Source organism: Streptomyces sp. NPDC046727 (assembly GCF_040645635.1).
GTDB lineage: Bacteria > Actinomycetota > Actinomycetes > Streptomycetales > Streptomycetaceae > Streptomyces.
In genome coordinates this window covers 61561-81858 of record NZ_JBEYYR010000003.1, presented here as the reverse complement: position 1 = coordinate 81858, position 20298 = coordinate 61561, and the positions used below count along the sequence as shown (strand labels likewise).

General features: G+C 71.9%; 21 protein-coding genes and 1 pseudogene. 5 read left to right on the top strand and 17 right to left on the bottom strand.

Annotation, left to right across the window (positions count from 1 at the left end; genetic code table 11):
• From ABZ937_RS04455 to ABZ937_RS04415, 9 genes and pseudogenes are all read right to left on the bottom strand, one after another.
• Window positions 1-85 (bottom strand): annotated as a pseudogene (locus tag ABZ937_RS04455) (ABC transporter ATP-binding protein); the annotation flags it as partial.
• Window positions 86-168: 83 nt separating this feature from the next.
• Entirely contained in the window at window positions 169-909 is a 741-nt protein-coding gene (locus tag ABZ937_RS04450; RefSeq protein ID WP_361685566.1) for a DUF3159 domain-containing protein, read from the bottom strand.
• A gap of 3 nt (window positions 910-912) precedes the next feature.
• The gene (locus ABZ937_RS04445) at window positions 913-1311 is read right to left on the bottom strand and encodes an OB-fold nucleic acid binding domain-containing protein (RefSeq protein WP_078629620.1); all 399 of its coding nucleotides are present in this window, start codon (window positions 1309-1311) and stop codon (window positions 913-915) included.
• A 43-nt stretch (window positions 1312-1354) separates the two neighbouring features.
• Window positions 1355-2041 (bottom strand): response regulator, encoded by a 687-nt coding sequence (locus ABZ937_RS04440; protein ID WP_361685564.1) that lies wholly within the window; start codon window positions 2039-2041, stop codon window positions 1355-1357.
• A complete protein-coding gene (locus ABZ937_RS04435) occupies window positions 2038-4650 on the bottom strand; it encodes a sensor histidine kinase KdpD (RefSeq protein ID WP_361685562.1) in 2613 nt (870 codons plus the stop codon). Before ABZ937_RS04435 ends, ABZ937_RS04440 begins: the two co-directional genes overlap by 4 nt.
• A 135-nt stretch (window positions 4651-4785) precedes the next feature.
• Window positions 4786-5478: an ABC transporter ATP-binding protein gene (locus ABZ937_RS04430; protein WP_361685560.1), complete on the bottom strand. Its 693-nt coding sequence runs from the start codon at window positions 5476-5478 to the stop codon at window positions 4786-4788.
• A gap of 123 nt (window positions 5479-5601) precedes the next feature.
• Complete coding sequence (locus tag ABZ937_RS04425) at window positions 5602-6363, bottom strand: DUF3710 domain-containing protein (RefSeq protein WP_361685558.1); 762 nt, start codon at window positions 6361-6363, stop codon at window positions 5602-5604.
• A gap of 1 nt (window position 6364) precedes the next feature.
• On the bottom strand, window positions 6365-6916 hold the full coding sequence (gene dut, locus ABZ937_RS04420) for a dUTP diphosphatase (RefSeq protein ID WP_361685556.1): 552 nt from the start codon (window positions 6914-6916) through the stop codon (window positions 6365-6367).
• Complete coding sequence (locus tag ABZ937_RS04415; RefSeq protein WP_361685554.1) at window positions 6913-7497, bottom strand: PaaI family thioesterase; 585 nt, start codon at window positions 7495-7497, stop codon at window positions 6913-6915. The genes dut and ABZ937_RS04415 overlap by 4 nt, the downstream gene beginning before the upstream one ends.
• A 114-nt stretch (window positions 7498-7611) precedes the next feature.
• Here ABZ937_RS04415 and ABZ937_RS04410 point away from each other — a divergent pair, with 114 nt between their 5' ends.
• Window positions 7612-8076 carry a DUF3093 domain-containing protein gene (locus tag ABZ937_RS04410; RefSeq protein ID WP_361685552.1) on the top strand — a complete coding sequence of 155 codons (465 nt, stop codon included), beginning with the start codon at window positions 7612-7614 and terminating at the stop codon, window positions 8074-8076.
• 7 nt (window positions 8077-8083) lie between these two features.
• On the opposite strand, the gene ABZ937_RS04405 is transcribed toward ABZ937_RS04410, so the two are convergent.
• The 4 genes from ABZ937_RS04405 to ABZ937_RS04390 all read right to left on the bottom strand — a co-directional run bounded on the left by ABZ937_RS04405 (window position 8084) and on the right by ABZ937_RS04390 (window position 11617).
• A complete protein-coding gene (locus ABZ937_RS04405) occupies window positions 8084-8998 on the bottom strand; it encodes a hypothetical protein (RefSeq protein ID WP_361685550.1) in 915 nt (304 codons plus the stop codon).
• Between the two features lie 13 nt (window positions 8999-9011).
• Window positions 9012-9308 carry a DUF4193 domain-containing protein gene (locus tag ABZ937_RS04400; protein ID WP_003997302.1) on the bottom strand — a complete coding sequence of 99 codons (297 nt, stop codon included), beginning with the start codon at window positions 9306-9308 and terminating at the stop codon, window positions 9012-9014.
• Between the two features lie 393 nt (window positions 9309-9701).
• Window positions 9702-10958, bottom strand: a complete 1257-nt coding sequence (locus ABZ937_RS04395; RefSeq protein ID WP_361685548.1) for a HAMP domain-containing sensor histidine kinase — start codon at window positions 10956-10958, stop codon at window positions 9702-9704.
• Window positions 10959-10963: 5 nt separating this feature from the next.
• Window positions 10964-11617, bottom strand: coding sequence for a response regulator transcription factor (locus ABZ937_RS04390; RefSeq protein ID WP_007387794.1), 654 nt, complete (start codon window positions 11615-11617; stop codon window positions 10964-10966).
• 412 nt (window positions 11618-12029) lie between these two features.
• Here ABZ937_RS04390 and ABZ937_RS04385 point away from each other — a divergent pair, with 412 nt between their 5' ends.
• A complete protein-coding gene (locus tag ABZ937_RS04385) occupies window positions 12030-12203 on the top strand; it encodes a hypothetical protein (protein WP_186581674.1) in 174 nt (57 codons plus the stop codon).
• Between the two features lie 77 nt (window positions 12204-12280).
• Here the strand turns inward: ABZ937_RS04385 and ABZ937_RS04380 are convergent, their stop codons facing one another.
• Together ABZ937_RS04380 and ABZ937_RS04375 are read right to left on the bottom strand one after the other, a co-directional pair.
• Window positions 12281-13096: an inositol monophosphatase family protein gene (locus tag ABZ937_RS04380; protein ID WP_361685545.1), complete on the bottom strand. Its 816-nt coding sequence runs from the start codon at window positions 13094-13096 to the stop codon at window positions 12281-12283.
• Window positions 13097-13104: 8 nt separating this feature from the next.
• Window positions 13105-14232 carry a ferrochelatase gene (locus ABZ937_RS04375; protein ID WP_361685543.1) on the bottom strand — a complete coding sequence of 376 codons (1128 nt, stop codon included), beginning with the start codon at window positions 14230-14232 and terminating at the stop codon, window positions 13105-13107.
• Window positions 14233-14394: 162 nt separating this feature from the next.
• Between ABZ937_RS04375 and ABZ937_RS04370 the strand changes: the two genes are divergently transcribed.
• Both ABZ937_RS04370 and ABZ937_RS04365 read left to right on the top strand, forming a co-directional pair.
• Entirely contained in the window at window positions 14395-15633 is a 1239-nt protein-coding gene (locus ABZ937_RS04370) for an MFS transporter (protein WP_361685541.1), read from the top strand.
• A complete protein-coding gene (locus tag ABZ937_RS04365; RefSeq protein ID WP_361685539.1) occupies window positions 15593-16912 on the top strand; it encodes a D-arabinono-1,4-lactone oxidase in 1320 nt (439 codons plus the stop codon). Before ABZ937_RS04370 ends, ABZ937_RS04365 begins: the two co-directional genes overlap by 41 nt.
• Here the strand turns inward: ABZ937_RS04365 and ABZ937_RS04360 are convergent.
• Window positions 16836-17600: a hypothetical protein gene (locus ABZ937_RS04360; RefSeq protein ID WP_361685537.1), complete on the bottom strand. Its 765-nt coding sequence runs from the start codon at window positions 17598-17600 to the stop codon at window positions 16836-16838. The genes ABZ937_RS04365 and ABZ937_RS04360 overlap by 77 nt on opposite strands.
• 480 nt (window positions 17601-18080) lie before the next feature.
• Here ABZ937_RS04360 and sepH point away from each other — a divergent pair, with 480 nt between their 5' ends.
• Window positions 18081-19121, top strand: a complete 1041-nt coding sequence (gene sepH / locus ABZ937_RS04355) for a septation protein SepH (RefSeq protein WP_361685535.1) — start codon at window positions 18081-18083, stop codon at window positions 19119-19121.
• A gap of 54 nt (window positions 19122-19175) precedes the next feature.
• Here sepH and ABZ937_RS04350 read toward each other — a convergent pair whose 3' ends face one another.
• On the bottom strand, window positions 19176-20027 hold the full coding sequence (locus tag ABZ937_RS04350) for a sulfurtransferase (protein ID WP_361685533.1): 852 nt from the start codon (window positions 20025-20027) through the stop codon (window positions 19176-19178).
• Window positions 20028-20298: the final 271 nt, after the last annotated feature.

The window sequence follows — 20298 nt, the reverse complement described above, 5'->3', positions numbered from 1 at the left end:
GGGCGAGTTCGATGTTCTTGCCCGCGGTCAGCCACGGGAACAGGGCGTGCTCCTGGAACATCAGAGCGGGGCGCCCGTTGGTCGCGCCCTTGATGCCAAGGGCGCCCTTCCGCATGTGGATCCGAGCCCGCAGGGGCCGGGGGTCCGGGGGCGGAGCCCCCAGGGACGTCACCCCTGCCGACGGTGCCTGCCCGCCTCCGCGGCCGCGGCCTCCGCAGCCTTCTCCTCCGCCTCCATCTCCGCGAACACGTCGATCGGCGCGGGCGCCTTCGCCAGGAAGACCCAGGTCAGCCAGACCGCGAGCAGGAACGGCGGGATCTTCAGGGCGACCAGGACCCAGCCGAGCTGGGTGGTGTCGGCCCACCAGTACAGCGGGAAGAGGATCGCGCACTTGGCGAGCAGGATCAGGCCCCAGGCCCAGCTGGCCTTGGCGTACGCCTTCTTGCGGCCGGGGTTGCGGGTGCGCCAGGAGAGGTTCTCCTTGAAGACCGGGCCCAGGATCAGGCCGATCAGGGGCACCCCGGCGAGGGTCGTGATGATGTACGCCAGCGCCAGGCCCAGCGTGTAGAGCATGCCGGGGAGGTAGAAGTCCTTGGCGTTTCCGGTGAACATCGCGAACACGACACCGAACGCCACGCCGAAGACCCCGCTGAAGGCGTGCTTGACGGTGTCCTTCTTGACCAGCCGGACCGCGACCAGGACCAGCGACACGGCCAGCGCGGCGATCGCGGACAGGTGCAGGTCCTTCCGGACCGTGAAGATCGCGACGAAGAGCAGGCCCGGCACGACGGTCTCGACCATGCCGCGGACACCGCCGAACGCCTCGAACAGCGCGGCCTCGGTCATCGCGCGGGCGTCGCCGGGCTGAGTCTGGTCGGTGTCTTCGGTCGGCTTGTCGAGGGACGTCACCGGCTACTCCCGTCCGAGGGGTCGCAGTTCGTATTTCGGGTTGAACAGCACCCGGCGGCCCCGGCTCATCGAGATCCGGCCCGATGCGATCAGCTTGCGCCCCGGTTCTATGCCCACGATGGAACGCCTGCCGAGCCACACCACGTCCAGCGCGGCGGAGCCGTCGAACAGCTCGGCCTCCAGGGCCGGGACTCCGGCACGCGGGCGCAGGGTGACCGTGCGCAAGGTACCAGTTACGGTGACGATCTGCCGGTCGTGACAGTCGCCGATCTTCGTACAGCCCGCTGTCTCGGCGTCTTCGCGCAGCTCCTCGGACTCCAGGTCCTCCTGCGACGAGGAGAGCCGGTCGAGCATGCGCCGGAACCGGCCGGCCGGCTTTTCGGAACGAGGAACAGCAGTCATATCTGAAGCGTACCGGGGACCGCCGACAGGGCTGTAAGCCCGCTCACTTCTCGAACCGGTAGCCCATCCCCGGCTCCGTCACGAAGTGTTTCGGCTGCGACGGGTCCGCTTCCAGCTTCCGCCGCAGCTGCGCCATGTACACCCGCAGATAGTTGGTCTCGGTGCCGTACGACGGTCCCCAGACCTCCTGCAGCAGCTGCTTCTGGCTGACCAGCCGGCCGGTGTTGCGGACCAGCACCTCCAGCAAGTGCCACTCGGTCGGGGTGAGCCGGACGTCCTTGCCGCCTCGGTTGACCTTCTTGGCGGCGAGATCGACGGTGAAGCCCTCGGTCTCGACGGTCGTCAGGTCGTCCTCGCCCGGCCCGACCGGCTCGGCCCGGCGGACCGCGGCCCGCAGCCGGGCCAGCAGCTCGTCCATGCCGAACGGCTTGGTCACGTAGTCGTCGGCGCCCGCGTCCAGCGCCTCGACCTTCTCGTCGGAGGAGTGGCGGGCGGAGAGGACCAGGATCGGCACCCGGGTCCAGCCGCGCAGGCCCTTGATCACCTCGACGCCGTCCATGTCGGGCAGGCCCAGGTCGAGGACGACCACGTCGGGGTGGCGGGAGGCGGCGAGTTCGAGTGCGGTCCTGCCGTCGGCGGCGGCGTCGACCTCGTACTTGCGCGCCTTGAGGTTGATCACGAGGGCGCGCACGATCTGCGGCTCGTCGTCGACCACGAGCACCCGGGTCATAGGGCCTGCCTTTCCGGTTCTGCGATGCCTGCTGCCCCGCCAGGGGGTTCTGCGATACCCGGTCCGCCGGGGGTCTCCGCGGCGCCCGCCCCCGCGGGGACGGCCTCGGGGTGCGATCGGGCCGCGCGGAGGCTGAGCACCATGGTGAGCCCGCCGCCCGGCGTGTCCTCGGCGTTGAGGGTGCCGTCCATGGCCTCGGCGAAGCCCCGGGCGACGGCGAGGCCGAGCCCGACACCGGCACCGCGCGGAGCGTCACCGTACCGCTGGAAGGGCGCGAAGATCCGGTCCTTGGCCTCGTCCGGCACGCCCGGGCCCCGGTCCACCACGCGCACCTCCACCCGGTCGGCGATGGCGCTCGCCGAGACCAGGACGCGCTTGCCGGGCGGGCTGTACTTGACGGCGTTCTCCACCAGGTTGGCCACCGAACGCTCCAGCAGCCCGGGGTCCACGCCGACCATCGGCAGCGTCTCGGGCACGTCCAGCTCGACGCTGCCCTCGGGCACGCCGCCGAGAGCCATCGGTACGACCTCGTCGACGTCGATCTCGCGGATCAGCGGCGTGACCGTACCGGTCTGCAGGCGGGACATGTCCAGGAGGTTGCCCACGAGGTGGTCGAGCCGGTCGGCGCCCTCCTCGATGCCCTTCAGCAGCTCCGCCTGGTCCTCCTCGGACCAGGCCACGTCGTCGGAGCGCAGGGACGACACGGCGGCCTTGATGCCGGCCAGCGGGGTGCGCAGGTCGTGACTGACGGCGGCCAGCAGGGCGGTGCGGATGCGGTTGCCCTCGGCGAGCGCACGGGCCCGGTCGGCCTCCTCCCGCAGCCGCCTGCGGTCGAGCACGACGGCGGCCTGGGCGGCGAACGCGGCGAGCACCCGGCGGTCCGCCGCGGGCAGCACCCGGCCGGTGAGCGCGAGCGCCATGTGGTCGCCGACGGGCATGTCGACGTCGGCGTCCTCGGGGCGCTCCAGCGGCGGCCCGAAGCCGGCGCGGCCCGCGCAGGTCCAGGGCGCGACGTCGCTCGCGCGTTCCAGCAGGGCGGCCGACTCCATGGCGAAGGTCTCGCGGACCCGCTCCAGCAGCTCCTCCAGGCCGGTCTCGCCGCGCAGCACGTTCCCGGCGAGGAAGGAGAGGATCTCGGACTCGGCGCGCAGCCGGGCGGCCTGGTGGGTGCGCCGGGCGGCGAGGTCGACCACCGAGGCGACCGACATGCCGACCCCGAAGAAGATCGCGATGGCGACCATGTTCTTGGGGTCGGCGATCGTCAGCCGGTGCAGCGGCGGGGTGTAGAAGTAGTTCAGCAGCAGCGAGCCGAAGGCCGCCGAGGCCAGCGCGGGCAGCAGGCCGCCGAGCAGGGCCGCGGCGACGGTGACGGCCAGGAACAGCAGCATGTCGTTGGCGAGGCCGAGGTCGACGGTGTTCAGCAGCACCGCGAGGATCGCGGGGCCGGCCAGGCCGACCGCCCAGCCGGAGACGATCCGGGCCCGCCCGAGCCGGGCGCCACGGGCCACGGGCAGTCCGCGGCCCTTGGCGACCTCCTCGTGGGTGACGATGTGCACGTCCAGGTCGGGGCCGGAGTCCCGGGCCACCGTGGCGCCGACGCCGGGCCCGAAGACGTACTGCCAGGCCTTGCGGCGCGAGGAGCCGAGCACGATCTGGGTGGCGTTCACCCCGCGTGCGAAGTCGAGCAGGGCCGCCGGGATGTCGTCGCCGACGACATGGTGGAAGGTGCCGCCGAGGTCCTCGACGAGGGTGCGCTGGACGGCCAGTTCCTTCGGGGAGGCCGAGGTCAGCCCGTCGCTGCGGGCGATGTACACGGCGAGGACCTCGCCGCCGGCGCCCTTCTCGGCGAGCCGGGCGGCCCGGCGGATGAGGGTGCGCCCCTCGGGGCCGCCGGTCAGGCCCACCACGATCCGCTCCCGCGAGCCCCATATCTTCGAGACCCGGTGTTCGCTGCGGTACTCGTTCAGGTATTCGTCGACCCGGTCGGCCACCCACAGCAGCGCCAGCTCGCGCAGGGCGGTGAGGTTGCCGGGCCGGAAGTAGTTGGACAGGGCCGCGTCGACCTTGTCCGGCTGGTAGATGTTGCCGTGCGCCATGCGGCGGCGCAGGGCCTGCGGGGACATGTCGACCAGCTCGATCTGGTCGGCCCGGCGGACGATCTCGTCGGGGACGGTCTCGCGCTGGCGCACCCCGGTGATCGACTCCACGACGTCGCCGAGTGACTCCAGGTGCTGGATGTTGACGGTGGAGACGACGTCGATGCCGGCCGCCAGCAGTTCCTCGACGTCCTGCCAGCGCTTGGCGTTGCGGGAGCCGGGGACGTTGGTGTGGGCCAGCTCGTCCACGAGGGCGACGGCGGGGGCGCGGCGCAGGACGGCGTCCACGTCCATCTCGCCGAAGGCGGCGCCCCGGTACACCAGCTCTCTGCGCGGCACCTGCTCCAGGCCGTGCAGCATCACCTCGGTGCGCGGCCGGGCATGATGCTCCACGAACCCGACCACGCAGTCGGTGCCCCGCTCGATACGGCGGTGCGCCTCGGCGAGCATGGCGTACGTCTTGCCCACGCCCGGTGCCGCACCGAGGTAGATCCGAAGCTTGCCACGTGCCATGGTCCCTATTGTCTTCCCGTGCCTGCTGCCTACGCAGCGTCGACCTTACGGCCAACAATCACGGCAAACGGGACAGGGGGGCGGGCAGCGGGCAACTTTGACGCAACCCTGATGAGCCGCCCGGTGAACAGGTGCTCAGTGCTCGATGATCTCCCCGTCGCGCAGCTCCAGCACCCGGTCGGCCAGGTCCAGCAGGGTCGCGTCGTGGGTGGCGACCAGGGCGGTGACCTGCTCGCTGTGGACGACGGCCCGCAACAGCTCCATCACGGCGTGCCCCGTCTCGGCGTCGAGCTGGCCGGTGGGCTCGTCGGCGACGAGCAGGGCCGGCCGGTTGGCGAGCGCGCGGGCGATGGCGACCCGCTGCTGCTGGCCGCCGGACAGCTCGCCGGGGCGCTGGGCCGCGTGCCCGGCGAGCCCCACGAGGGCGAGCAGCAGCTCGACCCGCTCCTCGCGCTCACGCGGGTCGGCGCGGCGCAGCCGCAGCGGTACGCCGACGTTCTCGGCGGCGCTGAGGATCGGGATGAGCCCGAAGGACTGGAAGACGAAGCCGATCCGGTCCCGGCGCAGCCGCAGCAGCTCGCTCTCGCCGAGCTGCGCGAGATCCCGCCCTTCGACCTCGACACGCCCCTGATCGGGCATGTCCAGCCCGCCGACGATGTTCAGCAGCGTGGTCTTGCCGGAGCCGGAGCGCCCTTTCAGGGCGACGAGTTCACCGCGCGGCACCTCGAAGGACACCCCGCGCAGGGCATGCACGGCGGCGGCGCCCCGCCCGTAGGACTTGTGCACGTCCGCGACCCGCACCATGGTGTCGGTGACCACCTGTGTCATGTCCGCCTCCCCCATCGACCGGGCGCCAGTATCACCGGTCAGGACAGCGCCCCGAAAGGGGCGCCCCCGCAAAAACGGGCCGCACCCTCAAGGGGCACGGCCCGTGTGTCGCGGCTGAAGCCGTCAGCGGACTTCCGTGATCTCCGGACCCCGCTGCAACTGCCCCATCCCCCCGGAGAAGCGCGAGCCCTCCTCCTGCTGAACCCCTTCGGGGACCATCTGCGCGTCGTTGGGCAGCTTGAGGACGATCGGGTCGCGCGGAGCCATCGGGCCCTCGCCGCGGACCACGACCGTGTCCCGGAAGATCTGCTCCAGCAGCCCGGCGGCCTGCGGCTGCACCGCGCCCTGGCCGGAGATCACACCGCGCAGGAACCAGCGCGGGCCGTCCACGCCGACGAACCGTACGACCTGGAAGCCGCCGGTGCCGTCCGGCAGCTGCACCGGCACCTGGGCGCGCAGCTCCCAGCCGAGCGGGCCCTCGACCTCGTCGACGATGCCACCCTGCTGGGTGATGCCGGACGCGATCTCCTCGCGGACCTCGCCCCAGATGCCCTCACGCTTGGGCGCGGCGAACGCCTGCAGCTGGATGGCGCTGTCCCGCAGCACGACGGTCGCGGCGACGATGGCGTCACCGGCGACCTCGACCCGCAGTTCCATGCCGTCGACGCCCGGCACGAACAGACCGCCGAGGTCCACGCGGCCCTCGGCCGGGTCGCGCACCTCGTGGCTGTCCCACGGCCCGTCGGGCCGCGGCTCGGGCTCCAGCCGGACGCGCTCACGCCCGGCCTCCTCCTCGTCCGCCTCGGTGTCGACGCTGTCGACGACCTGCTCGGCCTCGCCGGCCGCGTCCTCGGCGGCACCCTTCTTCTTGCGACGTCCGAACACGTCACTGTCCTTCCCGGTCGGATACGACCGAAGCGTATCGATTCCCACCCGTCGGACCGCCCTCGGCGGCCTGACCGCTTGTGCCGCTCTCGCCGCCCACCGCGGCATGGCCACCGGTGGACCCGAAGCCCCCTTCGGCCCGCGCCGAGCCGGGAAGTTCCGCGACCTCCTGGAAGCGGACCCTCTCGACCTGCTGGACGACCAGTTGGGCAATCCGGTCGAAGCGCTCGAACCGCACGCTCTCGCGCGGGTCGAGATTCACCACGATCACCTTGATCTCCCCACGGTACCCGGCATCAACCGTCCCCGGGGCATTCACGAGGGCGACACCGCAGCGGGCGGCGAGGCCGGAACGCGGATGCACGAAGGCCGCGTACCCGTCCGGGAGGGCGATCGACACCCCCGTGGGCAGTACGGCCCGCTCACCGGGCTTCAGCTCGCACGCCTCGGTGGTGCGCAGATCGGCTCCGGCGTCCCCGGGGTGCTCGTACTCCGGAAGCGGTACGTCGGGGTCGACGCGCCGGATCAGTACGTCGAGGGGGCTACGGCTCACGGGTTCACCTCGAAGGCACGGGTGCGCCGGATCTGGTCCGGGTCACTCATGGCCGCCTGGATCTCCTCCCTGCGGCCGTGGTCGATGAAGTGGTCCACCTTCACCTCGATGAAGAGGGCGTCGGCGCGGACGGCGACCGGACCGTCGGGGCCGCCGATGCGCCCGGTGGCGGTGGAGTAGATCTTCCGCCCGGCGACGGCGGTGACCTCGGCCTCCAGGTACAGCGTGGTGCCGACGGGCACGGGCCGCACGAAGTCCGTCTCCAGGCGTCCGGTGACGGCGATGGTCCGCAGCAGCCAGTTGAGCGAGCCCAGGGTCTCGTCCAGGGCCGTGGCGAGCACTCCGCCGTGCGCGAGGCCCGGGGCGCCCTGGTGGGCGGGCTGCACGGTGAACTCGGCGGTCAGCGAGACGCCCTCGCCGGCACGGGCCTCCAGGTGCAGTCCGTGCGACTGTCCGGGGCCACACCCGAAACAGTGTTCGTAGTGGGCACCCAGAAGCTCCCCGGGCGCGGGCGCGTCGGGGTGCCGTACCGGTTTCACCGCGTCGGCGGGGGGCTGAAGAGCTGCGGAACTACCACTCACAGCCGCAGACCTTACCCGCCCACCCGTCACCCATCACCGCCCCGCCTGGCAGCGCTTCGAACCGGACCGCCCCTGATGGCTGCCCTCTGCGGATCCCGTGCCAAGCTTGGCCCCATGCAGCCCTCCACCGCCCCCTACGAAGAACGCCTCACCGCCCCCCGCTCGTGGTGGCTGATCAGCTTCCTGGCGGGTGTCTCGTGCGCCCTGATCCTGCTCCCGTTCGGCACCCTGCCGCTGCTCGGCGGGCTGGTCGGCGGTACGGCCGCCGCGGCGGTGGTGGCCAGCGCGTACGGCTCGCCGCGCATCCGGGTCGTGGGCGACAGCCTGATCGCGGGCGAGGCGAAGATCCCGGTGTCGGCGCTGGGCACGGCGGAGGTCATGGACGCGGAGGAGGCCCGCGCCTGGCGGACGTACAAGGCCGACACCCGCGCCTTCCTGCTGCTGCGCGCCTACATCCCCACGGCGCTGCGCGTGGAGGTCACGGACCCGCAGGACCCGACGCCGTACCTGTACCTGTCGACGCGGGAGCCGGAGAAGCTGGCAGCGGCGATCGAGGCGGCGCGGACGGCGGACGCCTAGATCTCGTCTAGAGCTCGTCGGGCAGATCGCCCAGTCTCAGCGGTTCCGCCGGCTTCTCCAGCGGCGGCAGCTCGGGCAGCTCGTCCCAGGGCACCTGGATCTTGCGCAGATCCGCCCGGATGCGGGCCGCGAGTTTCTTGGTGTCCCGGCGATTCATGACGGCCCCGACCGCGGCGCCGACCATGAACGGCATCAGGTTGGGCAGGTCGCGGACCATCCGCTTCATGATCTGCTGGCGCAGTTCGCGCTTCATCCGGCCGCCGAGGGCCGTGTCGTACGTCGACGGCTTCATCACGTCGATCCCGCGCTCCCCCGACCAGGAGGACAGATACGCGGTGCTGCGGGCCTTGACGTTGCCCGGCGGGCGGACGCCGTAGACCTCGTGCAGTTCGGCGATGAGCTTCAGCTCGATCGCGGCGACGCCGGTGATCTCCGCGGCCAGCTCGGTCGGCATGGCGGGCGGCACCGGCAGCATCGCCGCCGCCCCGATCCCGGCACCGACGGTCGAGGTGCCGGCCGCGGCGCCCGCCACCAGCTTGTCGGCGAGTTCCTCGGGCCCGAGGCCGGGGAACTGCCCGCGCAGGGTCGCGAGGTCGCGTACGGGGATACGCGGGGCGATCTCGATGATCCGGTCCGCGAGGTAGGCCAGCCCCGCGCGGGCCCGGCTGCCGCCCCTGCGGGCGCCTTCCCGGGCCAGGTCCCGGGCCTTGTCGCGGATCACCACTGCCCGGCGCCGCGCGACGGGCGCGGGGTGCCGTACCGGCGCCGGCAGGTCAGGCCGGTCTGCCGCCGGTCCGAGCGAGGCTCCCGCTCCGGGTGAGCCCCGCTCGTCGTCACGCGCGCCGTGCGGGCCGTCGATCGGCCCTTGGTCCGCTTTCCGTAGGGGGAAGCGGCGCTTCCGGGGAGAGGTCGAGCCAGTCACGGCCGACCCCTCCTCAGTCGCAGTCGCGGCAGATCGGCTGACCGTTCTTCTCCCGGGCCAGCTGGCTGCGGTGGTGCACCAGGAAGCAGCTCATGCACGTGAACTCGTCCTGCTGCTTCGGCAGCACCCGGACGGCCAGCTCCTCGTTCGAGAGGTCCGCACCGGGCAGTTCCAGGCCTTCGGCGGCCTCGAACTCGTCGACGTCCACCGACGAGGTGGACTTGTCGTTCCGCCTGGCCTTCAGCTCTTCGAGGCTGTCCGAGTCGACGTCGTCGTCGGTCTTGCGTGGAGTGTCGTAATCGGTTGCCATATCGCTCTCCCCCTCTGGGTGTCTGCGGTGTCTCCAGCGCACGTAACGCGTGAGAGGCCGGACTTGTGCCCGACCTGAGGCGGAGATTTTGCCTCACATCAAGGTCTGTTACTCAATCGACACCCAACCCGACCCCTCAAGAGTGATCGGCTTGGATGGCGGTGAGGACCGTACACGGTTCGAATGCCGCACCTCAAAGGCGCCTCACCGTGTACTTCCCGTGATCAAGAGCCCTGAAAACCAGGACTTTCCCGGCTTTCCACCTTCTGTCATGATCACCGTGCGTACATGGCCGGAAATCCGCCCATGTGATCGATCACACAGGAACAAGCCCATCCGGCGGTAGAAAAATTCCGCGTACAGCGAACAGGGTCCGCGTGTGTCGGATTCTGGTCACAGCGGCAGGGTGACACGCATCACCAGACCACCGCCCTCCCGGGGCTGGGCCAGGATGTGACCGCCGTGTGCCCGGGCCACGGACCGGACGATGGACAGGCCGAGGCCCACTCCCTTGTCGCTGCCGGTGCGCTCGGTGCGGAGCCGCCGGAACGGCTCGAAGAGGTTGTCGATCTCGTACGCCGGCACCACCGGTCCGGTGTTCGACACGGTCAGCACCGCCTGCCCGTGCTGGACCTCGGTGTCCACCTCGACCCAGCCCTCCTCGGCCACGTTGTACCGCACCGCGTTCTGCACCAGGTTCAGCGCGATCCGCTCCAGCAGCACGCCGTTGCCCTGCACCACGGCCGGCTTGCGCGTGCCGCGGATGGTCACGCCCTTGGCCTCCGCCTCGGCGTGCACCTGGTCGACGGCCTGCGTGGCGACCTCGGCCAGGTCGACCGGCCCCCGCTCGACGATCTGGTTGTCACTGCGGGCGAGCAGCAGCAACCCCTCGACCAGCTGTTCGCTGCGCTCGTTGGTGGCGAGCAGGGTCTTGCCGAGCTGCTGCAGTTCCACCGGCGCGTTCGGATCCGACAGATGCACTTCGAGGAGCGTGCGGTTGATCGCGAGCGGGGTGCGCAGCTCGTGCGAGGCGTTGCCCACGAAGCGCTGCTGGGCGGTGAAGGCCCGCTGCAGGCGCTCCAGCATGTCGTCGAAGGTGTCCGCCAGCTCCTTCAGCTCGTCGTCCGGGCCGTCCAGCTCGATCCGGCGGGACAGGTCCGAGCCGGCCACCTGACGGGCGGTGCGGGTGATCCGGCCGAGCGGGGACAGCACGCGGCCGGCCATCGCGTAGCCGAACGCGAAGGCGATCACGGCGAGGCCCAGCAGGGCCAGCAGGGAGCGGCTGAGCAGGTCGTCCAGGGCCGCCTGGCGCTGCTGGTCCACGCAGTGGGCGATGACGGCGTTGAAGTCCGACAGCGGCACCGGGTTGGAGTTGAACGCGGTGATCGCGGGACAGTTGTCGCTGGTGACCTTGATGTTCGTGCCGCTGACGATCTTGAACAGCGGCTGGTTGCCGGTGCTGATCGCCTGGGCGGCGAGCAGGTAGATGATCGACAGCAGCAGGATGCCGGCGATCAGGAACATGCCGCCGTACAGCAGCGTCAGCCGTATGCGGATGGTCGGGCGCAGCCACGGGAAGGGGGGCTGCGGCCTCCTGGGGTCCCAGGTGGGCTTCGGTGGCGCCTGGGGCGGCGCGGGTGTCGCGGCCACGGGGATCAGATCCGGTAGCCGGAGCCGGGCACGGTGACGATGACCGGCGGCTCGCCCAGCTTGCGGCGCAGCGTCATCACCGTCACGCGCACCACGTTGGTGAACGGGTCGGTGTTCTCGTCCCAGGCCTTCTCCAGCAGCTGCTCGGCCGAGACGACCGCGCCCTCGCTGCGCATCAGCACCTCCAGCACCGCGAACTCCTTGGGTGCCAGCTGCACCTCCTTGCCGTCGCGGAAGACCTCGCGGCGGTTGGGGTCGAGCTTGATGCCGGCGCGCTCCAGGACCGGCGGCAGCGGCACGCTCGTCCGCCGTCCGAGGGCGCGCACGCGCGCGATCAGCTCACTGAACGCGAACGGCTTGGGCAGGTAGTCGTCGGCGCCGATCTCCAGGCCCTCGACACGGTCGCTGACGTCGCCGGACGCGGTGAGCATCAGCACGCGCGTGGGCATGCCCAGCTCGACGATCCTGCGGCAGACGTCGTCGCCGTGCACGAGCGGGAGGTCGCGGTCGAGGACGACCACGTCGTAGTCGTTGACGCCGATGCGCTCCAGGGCGGCCGCACCGTCGTACACGACGTCGACGGCCATGGCCTCCCGGCGCAGTCCGGTGGCCACCGCATCGGCGAGCAGTTGCTCGTCCTCGACGACGAGTACGCGCACGTCGCTTGTCCTTCCTGTGTCCGCCCGCGTACGCGCCGTGGGCGCGCGCGGGCAGGGGGCCTGTGTGGGGTGTGACCCCCATCCTGCCCTTTTCGGCCATAAGTCGGCTGTAAGGCGAGGTCAGGACCGCAGGGACGGGGATCCCCGGGCGGGAATACGAGAATTTCTCCTCCTGTTGAGGTTTCCACGGAAGGGTGCGGGGGGAGGACGGCTTTACACCCCGCGATCACGCTCTGCATGTGCCGCAGCACCATGCGGTACTCCGCCATCCGCTCCGCAGAGCGGGCGTGGGCGTCCGGCACCGTCGCCGCCCAGCAGGGCAGCGCTGGGCACCCGCGAGAGACGTGATCGCCCCTTCCATACGGCACACCCCCGTGCCACCGACCCACGACCCAGGACGAGGGGGCGCAGCATGGACGCTTTCACCGCAGGACTTCTGCAGCGCATAAGGGCGACCGAGTCCGACCTGTCGCGGGCTCGTGACGAGGGCGACGACTTCCTCGCCGAGGTGGAGCAGGCAGAGCTCGACGACCTGCGACGCCTCGCCGCCGAACACGGTGTGGAGGTCGGCGCGTCACGCGTCTGATCGGCCCGACAGCGCAAGAGGGGACCCCGGCGAATCCAGCGCCGGGGTCCCTTTGCGTGCGGCTGCCGGTGACCCGGTCAGTCGTGCCAGGCCCCGAAGTCCTCCAGCAGCCGCTGGAGGGGCTCGAACACGCCCGGCGTACCCGCGACGGTCAGATCCCGCGACGGACGCTCACCGGGCCGTCCACCGACCAGGGCGCCCGCCTCCCGGGCGATCAGGTCCCCCGCCGCGAAGTCCCACGCGTTCAGACCGCGCTCGTAGTACCCGTCGAGCCGGCCGCAGGCCACGTCGCACAGGTCGACCGCCGCCGAGCCGCCGCGCCGGATGTCCCTCAGCAGCGGGATGAGCCGGCCGGCGATCTCGGCCTGGTGGGCGCGGACCTCGGTGACGTAGTTGAAGCCGGTGGAGACCAGCGCCTGGTCCAGCGGGGGCGCCGGCCGGCAGGCGAGCGCCCGCTCGCCCTCCCACGCGCCGGTGGCCCAGGCGCCGCCGCCGCGCACGGCGTGGTAGGTCTCGCCACGCATCGGCGCCGCGACGACCCCGACGACGGTCTCGCCGTCCCGCTCGGCCGCGATGGAGACCGACCAGGTCGGCAGGCCGTACAGGTAGTTGACGGTGCCGTCCAGCGGGTCGATCACCCAGCGGATGCCGCTCGTGCCCTCGACGGAGGCCCCCTCCTCGCCGAGGAAGCCGTCGTCGGGGCGCTGCCCGGAGATCAGATCGGTGATCAGCTTCTCCGCCGCGATGTCCATCTCGGTGACGACGTCGATGGGGCTGGACTTGGTCTTCGCCACGGCCAGGTCGGCCGGGCGGCCGTCCCGGAGCAGCTCGCCGGCGCGGCGGGCGGCCTCCTGGGCCAGGGCGAGCAGGTCCCGGTGCAGGGCGTCGGTCACGGGTCTCCTCACGCGTAGGGGCTGTCGGCGCCCGCGGCGGCCGGGCGGGGGGCACGGGCCGGGCAGCAGCCGACCGGGCAGAGCTGGTGGCTCGGGCCGAGGGCGCCCAGGGCGCACGGCGTGACCTCCCGCCCGCTCTCGACGGCGGCGCGCTCCAGGATCAGCTCCCGGACGGCCGCGGCGAACCGGGGGTCGGCGCCCACGGTGGCCGAGCGGCGCACCGGCAGGCCCAGCTCCTCGGCCTTGGCCTTCGCCTCGGTGTCGAGGTCGTAGAGGACCTCCATGTGGTCGGAGACGAAGCCGATGGGGGCCATGACCACGGCCGGGACGCCGGCGGCGTGCCGCTCCTCCAGGTGGTCGCAGATGTCGGGCTCCAGCCACGGGATGTGCGGGGCGCCGGAGCGGGACTGGTAGACGAGCCGCCAGGGGTGGTCGATCCCGGTCCGCTCGCGGACGGCGTCGGCGATCAGCTGGGCCACGTCCAGGTGCTGCTCGACGTAGGCACCGCCCTCGCCGTGGACCTCGACGGGGCCGGAGGTGTCGGCGGCGGAGGTCGGGATGGAGTGGGTGGTGAAGGCGATGTGGGCGCCCGCGCGGACGTCCTCGGGGAGGTCGGCGAGGGAGCGCAGCACACCGTCGATCATGGGTTCGACGAAGCCGGGGTGGTTGAAGTAGTGCCGCAGCTTGTCGATCTTCGGCAGCTCCAGGCCCTCGGCCTCCAGGGCGGCCAGCGCGTCGGCGAGGTTCTCGCGGTACTGCCGGCAGCCCGAGTACGAGGCGTAGGCGCTGGTGGCGAGGACCAGGATGCGGCGGCGGCCGTCGGCGACCATCTCGCGCAGGGTGTCCGTCAGGTACGGCGCCCAGTTGCGGTTGCCCCAGTAGACCGGCAGGTCCAGGCCGTGTTCGGCGAAGTCCTTGCGCAGGGCGTCCAGCAGGGCGCGGTTCTGGTCGTTGATGGGGCTGACCCCGCCGAAGAGGAAGTAGTGCTGCCCGACTTCCTTGAGGCGTTCCTTCGGGATGCCGCGCCCGCGCGTGACGTTCTCCAGGAACGGGACCACGTCGTCCGGGCCTTCGGGGCCACCGAAGGAGAGCAGGAGCAGGGCGTCGTACGGGGTGGCATCGAGCGCGTCTGGCATGGGTCGATCCTCCCACCCGGCACTGACAGCGAGGAAACAGCGGGGTGAAGAGTCGGGTTGGAGCGGTTTGCCGGGATATGTTCCCGCCGAACAAACCGAGAGACTTAGGGTGACCTAACCCGTAAGCTGTTGTCCCCTGCTTCACGCCTTACGGAGACCCGCGTGCCCAGCCCCTACAGAGCCCTGTTCGCCGAGCCCGGCACCAAGGCCTTCTCCGCCGCGGGATTCCTCGGCCGGATGCCGCTGTCGATGATGGGCATCGGCGTGGTCACGATGATCTCCCAGCTCACCGGGCGGTACGGCCTCGCGGGCGCCCTGTCGGCCACCATGGCGCTGGCCGCCGCCGCGCTCGGGCCCCGGATATCCCGGCTGGTCGACCAGCACGGGCAGCGCCGGGTGCTGCGCCCCGCGTCCCTGGTGGCCCTGACCGCGGCGGCCGGGCTGCTGATCGCCGCCCACTTCCGCTGGCCGGACTGGGTGCTGTTCGTGTGCGCGGCCGGGATCGGCTCGGTGCCGAGTCTCGGCGCGATGATCCGGGCCCGCTGGGCGGCGCTGTACCGGGGCACGCCCAAGCTGCACACCGCCTACTCGTTCGAGTCGGTCGTGGACGAGGTCTGCTTCATCTTCGGGCCGATCATCTCCATCGGCCTGTCCACCGCCTGGTTCCCGGAGGCGGGCCCCCTGCTGGCCGCCTGCTTCCTGGCGGCCGGCGTCTTCTGGCTGACCGCCCAGCGCGCCACCGAGCCGGAGCCGCACCCGCGCGCGCGGCACGGCGGCGGCAGCGCGCTGCGCTCGACAGGGCTCCAGGTGCTGGTGGCGACCTTCGCGGCGACCGGCGCGATCTTCGGAGCCGTGGACGTGGTCACCGTCGCCTTCGCCGACGAGCGCGGCCACAAGGGCGCCGCGAGCGTGGTCCTGGCGCTGTACGCGGCCGGTTCCTGTGTCGCGGGCGTGATCTTCGGGCTGCTGCGCTTCGGCGGGGCGCCGGAACGCCGCTGGCTGCTGGGCGTGGCGGCGATGGCCGTGAGTATGATCCCCCTCCTACTGGTCGGAAACTTGCTGCTTCTGGCCGTGGCGCTGTTCGTTGCGGGGCTGTCCATCGCGCCGACGATGATCACGACGATGTCCCTCATCGAAGAGCACGTACCTCGCGCGCAGCTCACCGAGGGCATGACCTGGGTGAGCACCGGCCTCGCGGTCGGTGTCGCGCTCGGCTCGTCGGCGGCCGGCTGGGTGATCGACGCAGCCGGGGCGCGGGCCGGGTACGGGGTTCCGGCGGTGTCCGGGGCCGTCGCGGTCGCGGTCGGTTTCCTGGGGTACCGCCGGCTGCGCAGGCCGGCCGCGGGTCGGGGAGGCACCGTTGAGCAGCACAGCGAGCGGGAAGAACGGCACCTGGCGTAACTGGGGCGGCAATGTCTCGGCCCGGCCCGCGCGGCAGGTCGCACCTGCCTCGGTGGAGGAGCTGGCCGCGGCCGTGCGCCGGGCCCGGGAGGACGGCCTGAAGGTGAAGGCCGTCGGGACCGGGCACTCCTTCACCTCGATCGCCGCCACCGACGGTGTGTTGATACGCCCTCAACTGTTGACCGGCATACGCGACATTGACCGGGAGTCCATGACGGTCACGGTGGAGGCGGGCACCCCACTCAAGAGACTCAATGCCGCTCTCGCGCGCGAGGGTCTCTCGCTCACCAACATGGGCGACATCATGGAGCAGACCGTCTCCGGAGCCACCAGCACCGGCACGCACGGCACGGGCCGCGAGTCCGGCTCCATCGCCGCCCAGATCAGGGGACTCGAACTCGTCACGGCCGACGGCTCGGTGCTCACCTGCTCCGAGAAGGAGAACCCCGACGTCTTCGCCGCCGCCCGCATCGGCCTCGGCGCCCTGGGCATCGTCACCGCGATCACGTTCGCCGTGGAACCGCTCTTCCTGCTCACCGCGCGCGAGGAACCGATGCCCCTGGAGCGGGTCCTCGCCGAGTTCGACGAGCTGTGGGCCGAGAACGAGCACTTCGAGTTCTACTGGTTCCCGCACACCGGCAGCACCAACACCAAGCGCAACAACCGCAGCGCCGGGCCCGAGCAGCCGGTGGGGCAGCTGGCCGGCTGGTTCGAGGACGAGTTCCTCTCCAACGGAGTTTTCCAGGCGGTCCAGTGGGCGGGCCGCGCCGTCCCGGCGACGATCCCCGCGATGGCCCGGATCTCCAGCAAGGCCCTGTCCGCGCGGTCGTACACGGACATCCCCTACAAGGTCTTCACCTCGCCGCGCCGGGTGCGCTTCGTGGAGATGGAGTACGCCGTCCCGCGCGCGGCCCTGGTGGAGACGCTGCGCGAACTGCGGGCCATGGTCGACCGCTCGGGCCTGCGGGTCAGCTTCCCGGTCGAGGTGCGCACGGCCCCGGCCGACGACATCACCCTGTCCACCGCCTCCGGCCGGGACAGCGCCTACATCGCCGTGCACATGTTCCGGGGCACGCCGTACCAGGCGTACTTCACCGCCGCCGAGCGCATCCTCACCGCGCACGAGGGGCGTCCGCACTGGGGCAAGGTGCACACGCGGGACGCGGAGTACTTCGCGCGCGTGTACCCGCGGTTCGGCGAGTTCACCGCGCTGCGGGATCGTCTCGACCCGGATCGGCTGTTCCAGAACGACTACTTGCGGAGGGTTCTGGGGGCGTAGGCGTCGCGGCGGACGCGCTGGGCGCGCTGGGCGTGGGCGTCGGGGCGGCCGGGTCGCCGCTCGGCTCCTCGCCCCGGCCCTCGCTCCGGTCCTCGCTCGGCTTCGCGCTCGGGGAGCCGCCGGGCGCCGGGGGTGTTCCGGGGGTCGTACCGCCGCCGGTGGACGGCGTGGGCTCCGGGGGCGGTGTGTGCGAAGGGGCCGGTGTGTCATCGGACTTGCCGCCGGACGGGCCCCGGCCGCCGACCGCGTCGCTGACCGTCGTGCCCGTACCGCCGCTGAAGCTGCTGCCGGACACCAGCTCGTACGTGGTGATCCCGGCCATGGTGACCCCGAAGACCAGGGCGGCGGCGACCAGCGGGCCGCGCCGGCTCCTCACACGCGCGCGGTAGACGGTGCCCTCGGTGAAATCACCGGGCGCCGGGGGAACTTGATCCCTCGGCGGTTCCTTCGGCCGGGCCGTCACCGCGCCCTTCTCGCGGAGTTGCTCCCCCGTCCGCTTGAAGAAGTGCTGGAACAGCGTGCCTCCGCAGGTGGCGACGACGCTGACCACCCCGGCGCCGAGGATCGTGCCGTACACCCCGAAGTACGAAGCCAGTTTGGCCGCCACGACCGCCGCCAGGGCACTGCCCGCGACCTGGGGGACGCTCAGATCGATCCGCTTCCGACCCGTGTCGGGCGTCTCACGCATACCCGGAACTTGCCTGCCTTTCCCGTACTTGATCGACATTGCTCGACCGACTGCACGAGAAGGGGACGTACGGACGAAACCATTAGTTCCGTTTCTGGCGATTGCGTGAAGTTCGCCACGTTCATGATCGGCAAAACCGGTTGCGAAGGGCCAAGTCGCAGCCCTTGCAAGAAGTTGGGCGGCGCGCCAATCCACGCACGTGGTCCAAATGGAGTACTGTTGCGAGCCCTGGGTCCGGCCTCCCACCAGGGTGCCCGCGGCCTTGCTGGACCGCCGGGAGGGGGCTAGTTGCACAGGGTGACGGAGTTGGTCACTTAGCGTTGCGAACAGGTAACCGTGCCATAACGGCGGCCCCGGGCCCGCGCCCGACACGCCGGGCAACTCGGCAAGGTTGTGGCAGGCTGCACCCGGGCAGGCCACACTCGACTAGCGGAAGCAGCGACGCACGTGACGTCGGCAGGCACCACCCGGGAGGTCCCCATGCCCGAACTGCGTGTCGTGGCCGTCTCGAATGACGGCACACGGCTGGTGCTCAAGGCTGCCGACGCAACGGAGTACACCCTTCCGATCGACGAACGGCTGCGCGCCGCCGTGCGCGGCGACCGGCCGCGCCTCGGCCAGATCGAGATCGAGGTCGAGAGCCATCTGCGCCCGCGTGACATCCAGGCGCGTATACGCGCCGGTGCCACCGCGGAAGAGGTCGCGCAGCTCGCCGGCATCCCCGTCGACCGGGTGCGCCGCTTCGAGGGACCGGTGCTGGCCGAGCGCGCCTTCATGGCCGAGCGGGCCCGCAAGACCCCGGTCCGCCGCCCCGGCGAGAACTCCGGGCCGCTGCTCGGCGAGGCCGTGCAGGAGCGGCTGTTGCTGCGCGGCGCCGAGAAGGACACCATCCAGTGGGACTCCTGGCGCCGCGACGACGGCACCTGGGAGGTACTGCTCGTCTACCGGGTCGCGGGCGAACCGCACTCGGCGAGCTGGACGTACGACCCGCCCCGGCGGCTCGTCCAGGCCGTGGACGACGAGGCGCGCTCGCTGATCGGCGAGTCCGACGACCTCGCCGTGCCGGAGCCCAGCTTCCCGTTCGTCCCGCGCATCGCCCGGCTGCCGCGCGAGCGTTCGATGGACCGCGCCCTCGACCGGGCCGACCGGGAACGGCCCAGCCTGCCCGCGCAGTCGTCGGAGCCGGCCGAGGAGAGCACGGGCGAACGCGACTCGCTGACCAGCCTGCTGGAGGCCGTGCCGAGTTTCCGCGGTGACCTGGTGGTCCCGGAGCGTCCGGCGGAGCCCGAGGAGGAGGACACCGACGAGCCCGCCGCCGAGGAACCGCCGGCGCCCGCCGCCTCGGCCGGGTCCGCCTACGCGGACGTCCTCATGCCGCGCTCCGTCGGCAGCCACCGCGACCGGCTCATCGGCGCGACCGACCGGCAGGCCGAGGCCGACGGTGTCCGCCCCGGCCGCCGTGCCGCCGTCCCGAGCTGGGACGAGATCGTGTTCGGCACGCGCCGCAAGAAGCAGGAGTAGGTACCGGCAGGGAAGAGGGGGCACGCGTACGTGCCCCCTCTTCCCGCTGCCCCGCTACTGCGGGTCCGCCCCCACCGCCACCGGCCGGGACGGGTCCGCGGACCACTCGGACCAGGAACCGACGTACAGGGCCGCCGGAACGCCCGCCACCGCGAGCGCCAGGACCTCGTGGGCGCCGGAGACGCCCGAACCGCAGTACACGCCCACCTCGGCGTCCTCGGACACCCCCAGGGCCTTGAAGCGGTCCCTCAGCTCCGCCGCGGGCAGGAACCGGCCGTCGGGGCCCACGTTCTCCGTCGTCGGCGCGGACACCGCGCCCGGAATGTGCCCGCCGACCCGGTCGATCGGCTCCACCTCACCGCGGTACCGCTCCCCCGCGCGCGCGTCCAGCAGCACGCCCGTGCGGGCCAGGGCCGCGGCGGCGTCCGCGTCCAGCAGCCCCGCGGCCCCCGGCGCCGGCGCGAAGTCGCCCTCGGACACGGCCGGCACCTCCGTGGACAGCTCGCCCCGCCAGGACGGCAACCCGCCGTCGAGCACCCGCACATCCGGGTGACCCGTCCAGCGCAGCAGCCACCACGCGCGCGCGGCCGCCCAGCCGTGCCCGCCGTCGTACACGACGACCGGCCGGCCCGCCGACACGCCCGCGCGGCGCATCGCGGCACCGAACTCCCCGAGGTCGGGCAGCGGATGCCGGCCGTGCCCGCCGGGCGGGGAAGCCAGTTCCCGGTCCAGGTCGACGAAGACCGCGCCGGGGATGTGCCCGGCCGCGTACGCGGCCCGGCCGTCGAAGGCCGGCGCGCCCGCCGCCTTCGCCAGGCTCAGCTGCCAGCGCACGTCCAGCAGCACGGGCGGGTTGCCGCCCGTCAGCTCGGCGGCGAGTTCGGTTGCGGTGATGATGACTGTCATGGCGTCCATCCATACGCCAGGGGTGGCCGCGGCGTCCAGGTCCGGCTACTCTGCTCGGCCGGACAGGCTCGATCACGAGGCGTATGGGATCGAGCACGTGCTGTACAACCGACGGACACCCGTCGGCCCTCGTCAGGAAGCGGCGAAAGACGGCAGATCGGGCATCCTCTCGGAGATACAGCCGAGCTGCGCGGTACGGCACCGCGGAGGATGCGGGCACCGGCACGGGCGTACGCGCCAGCGGCGTGGACACCCTTCCGGGGAGCGGAAG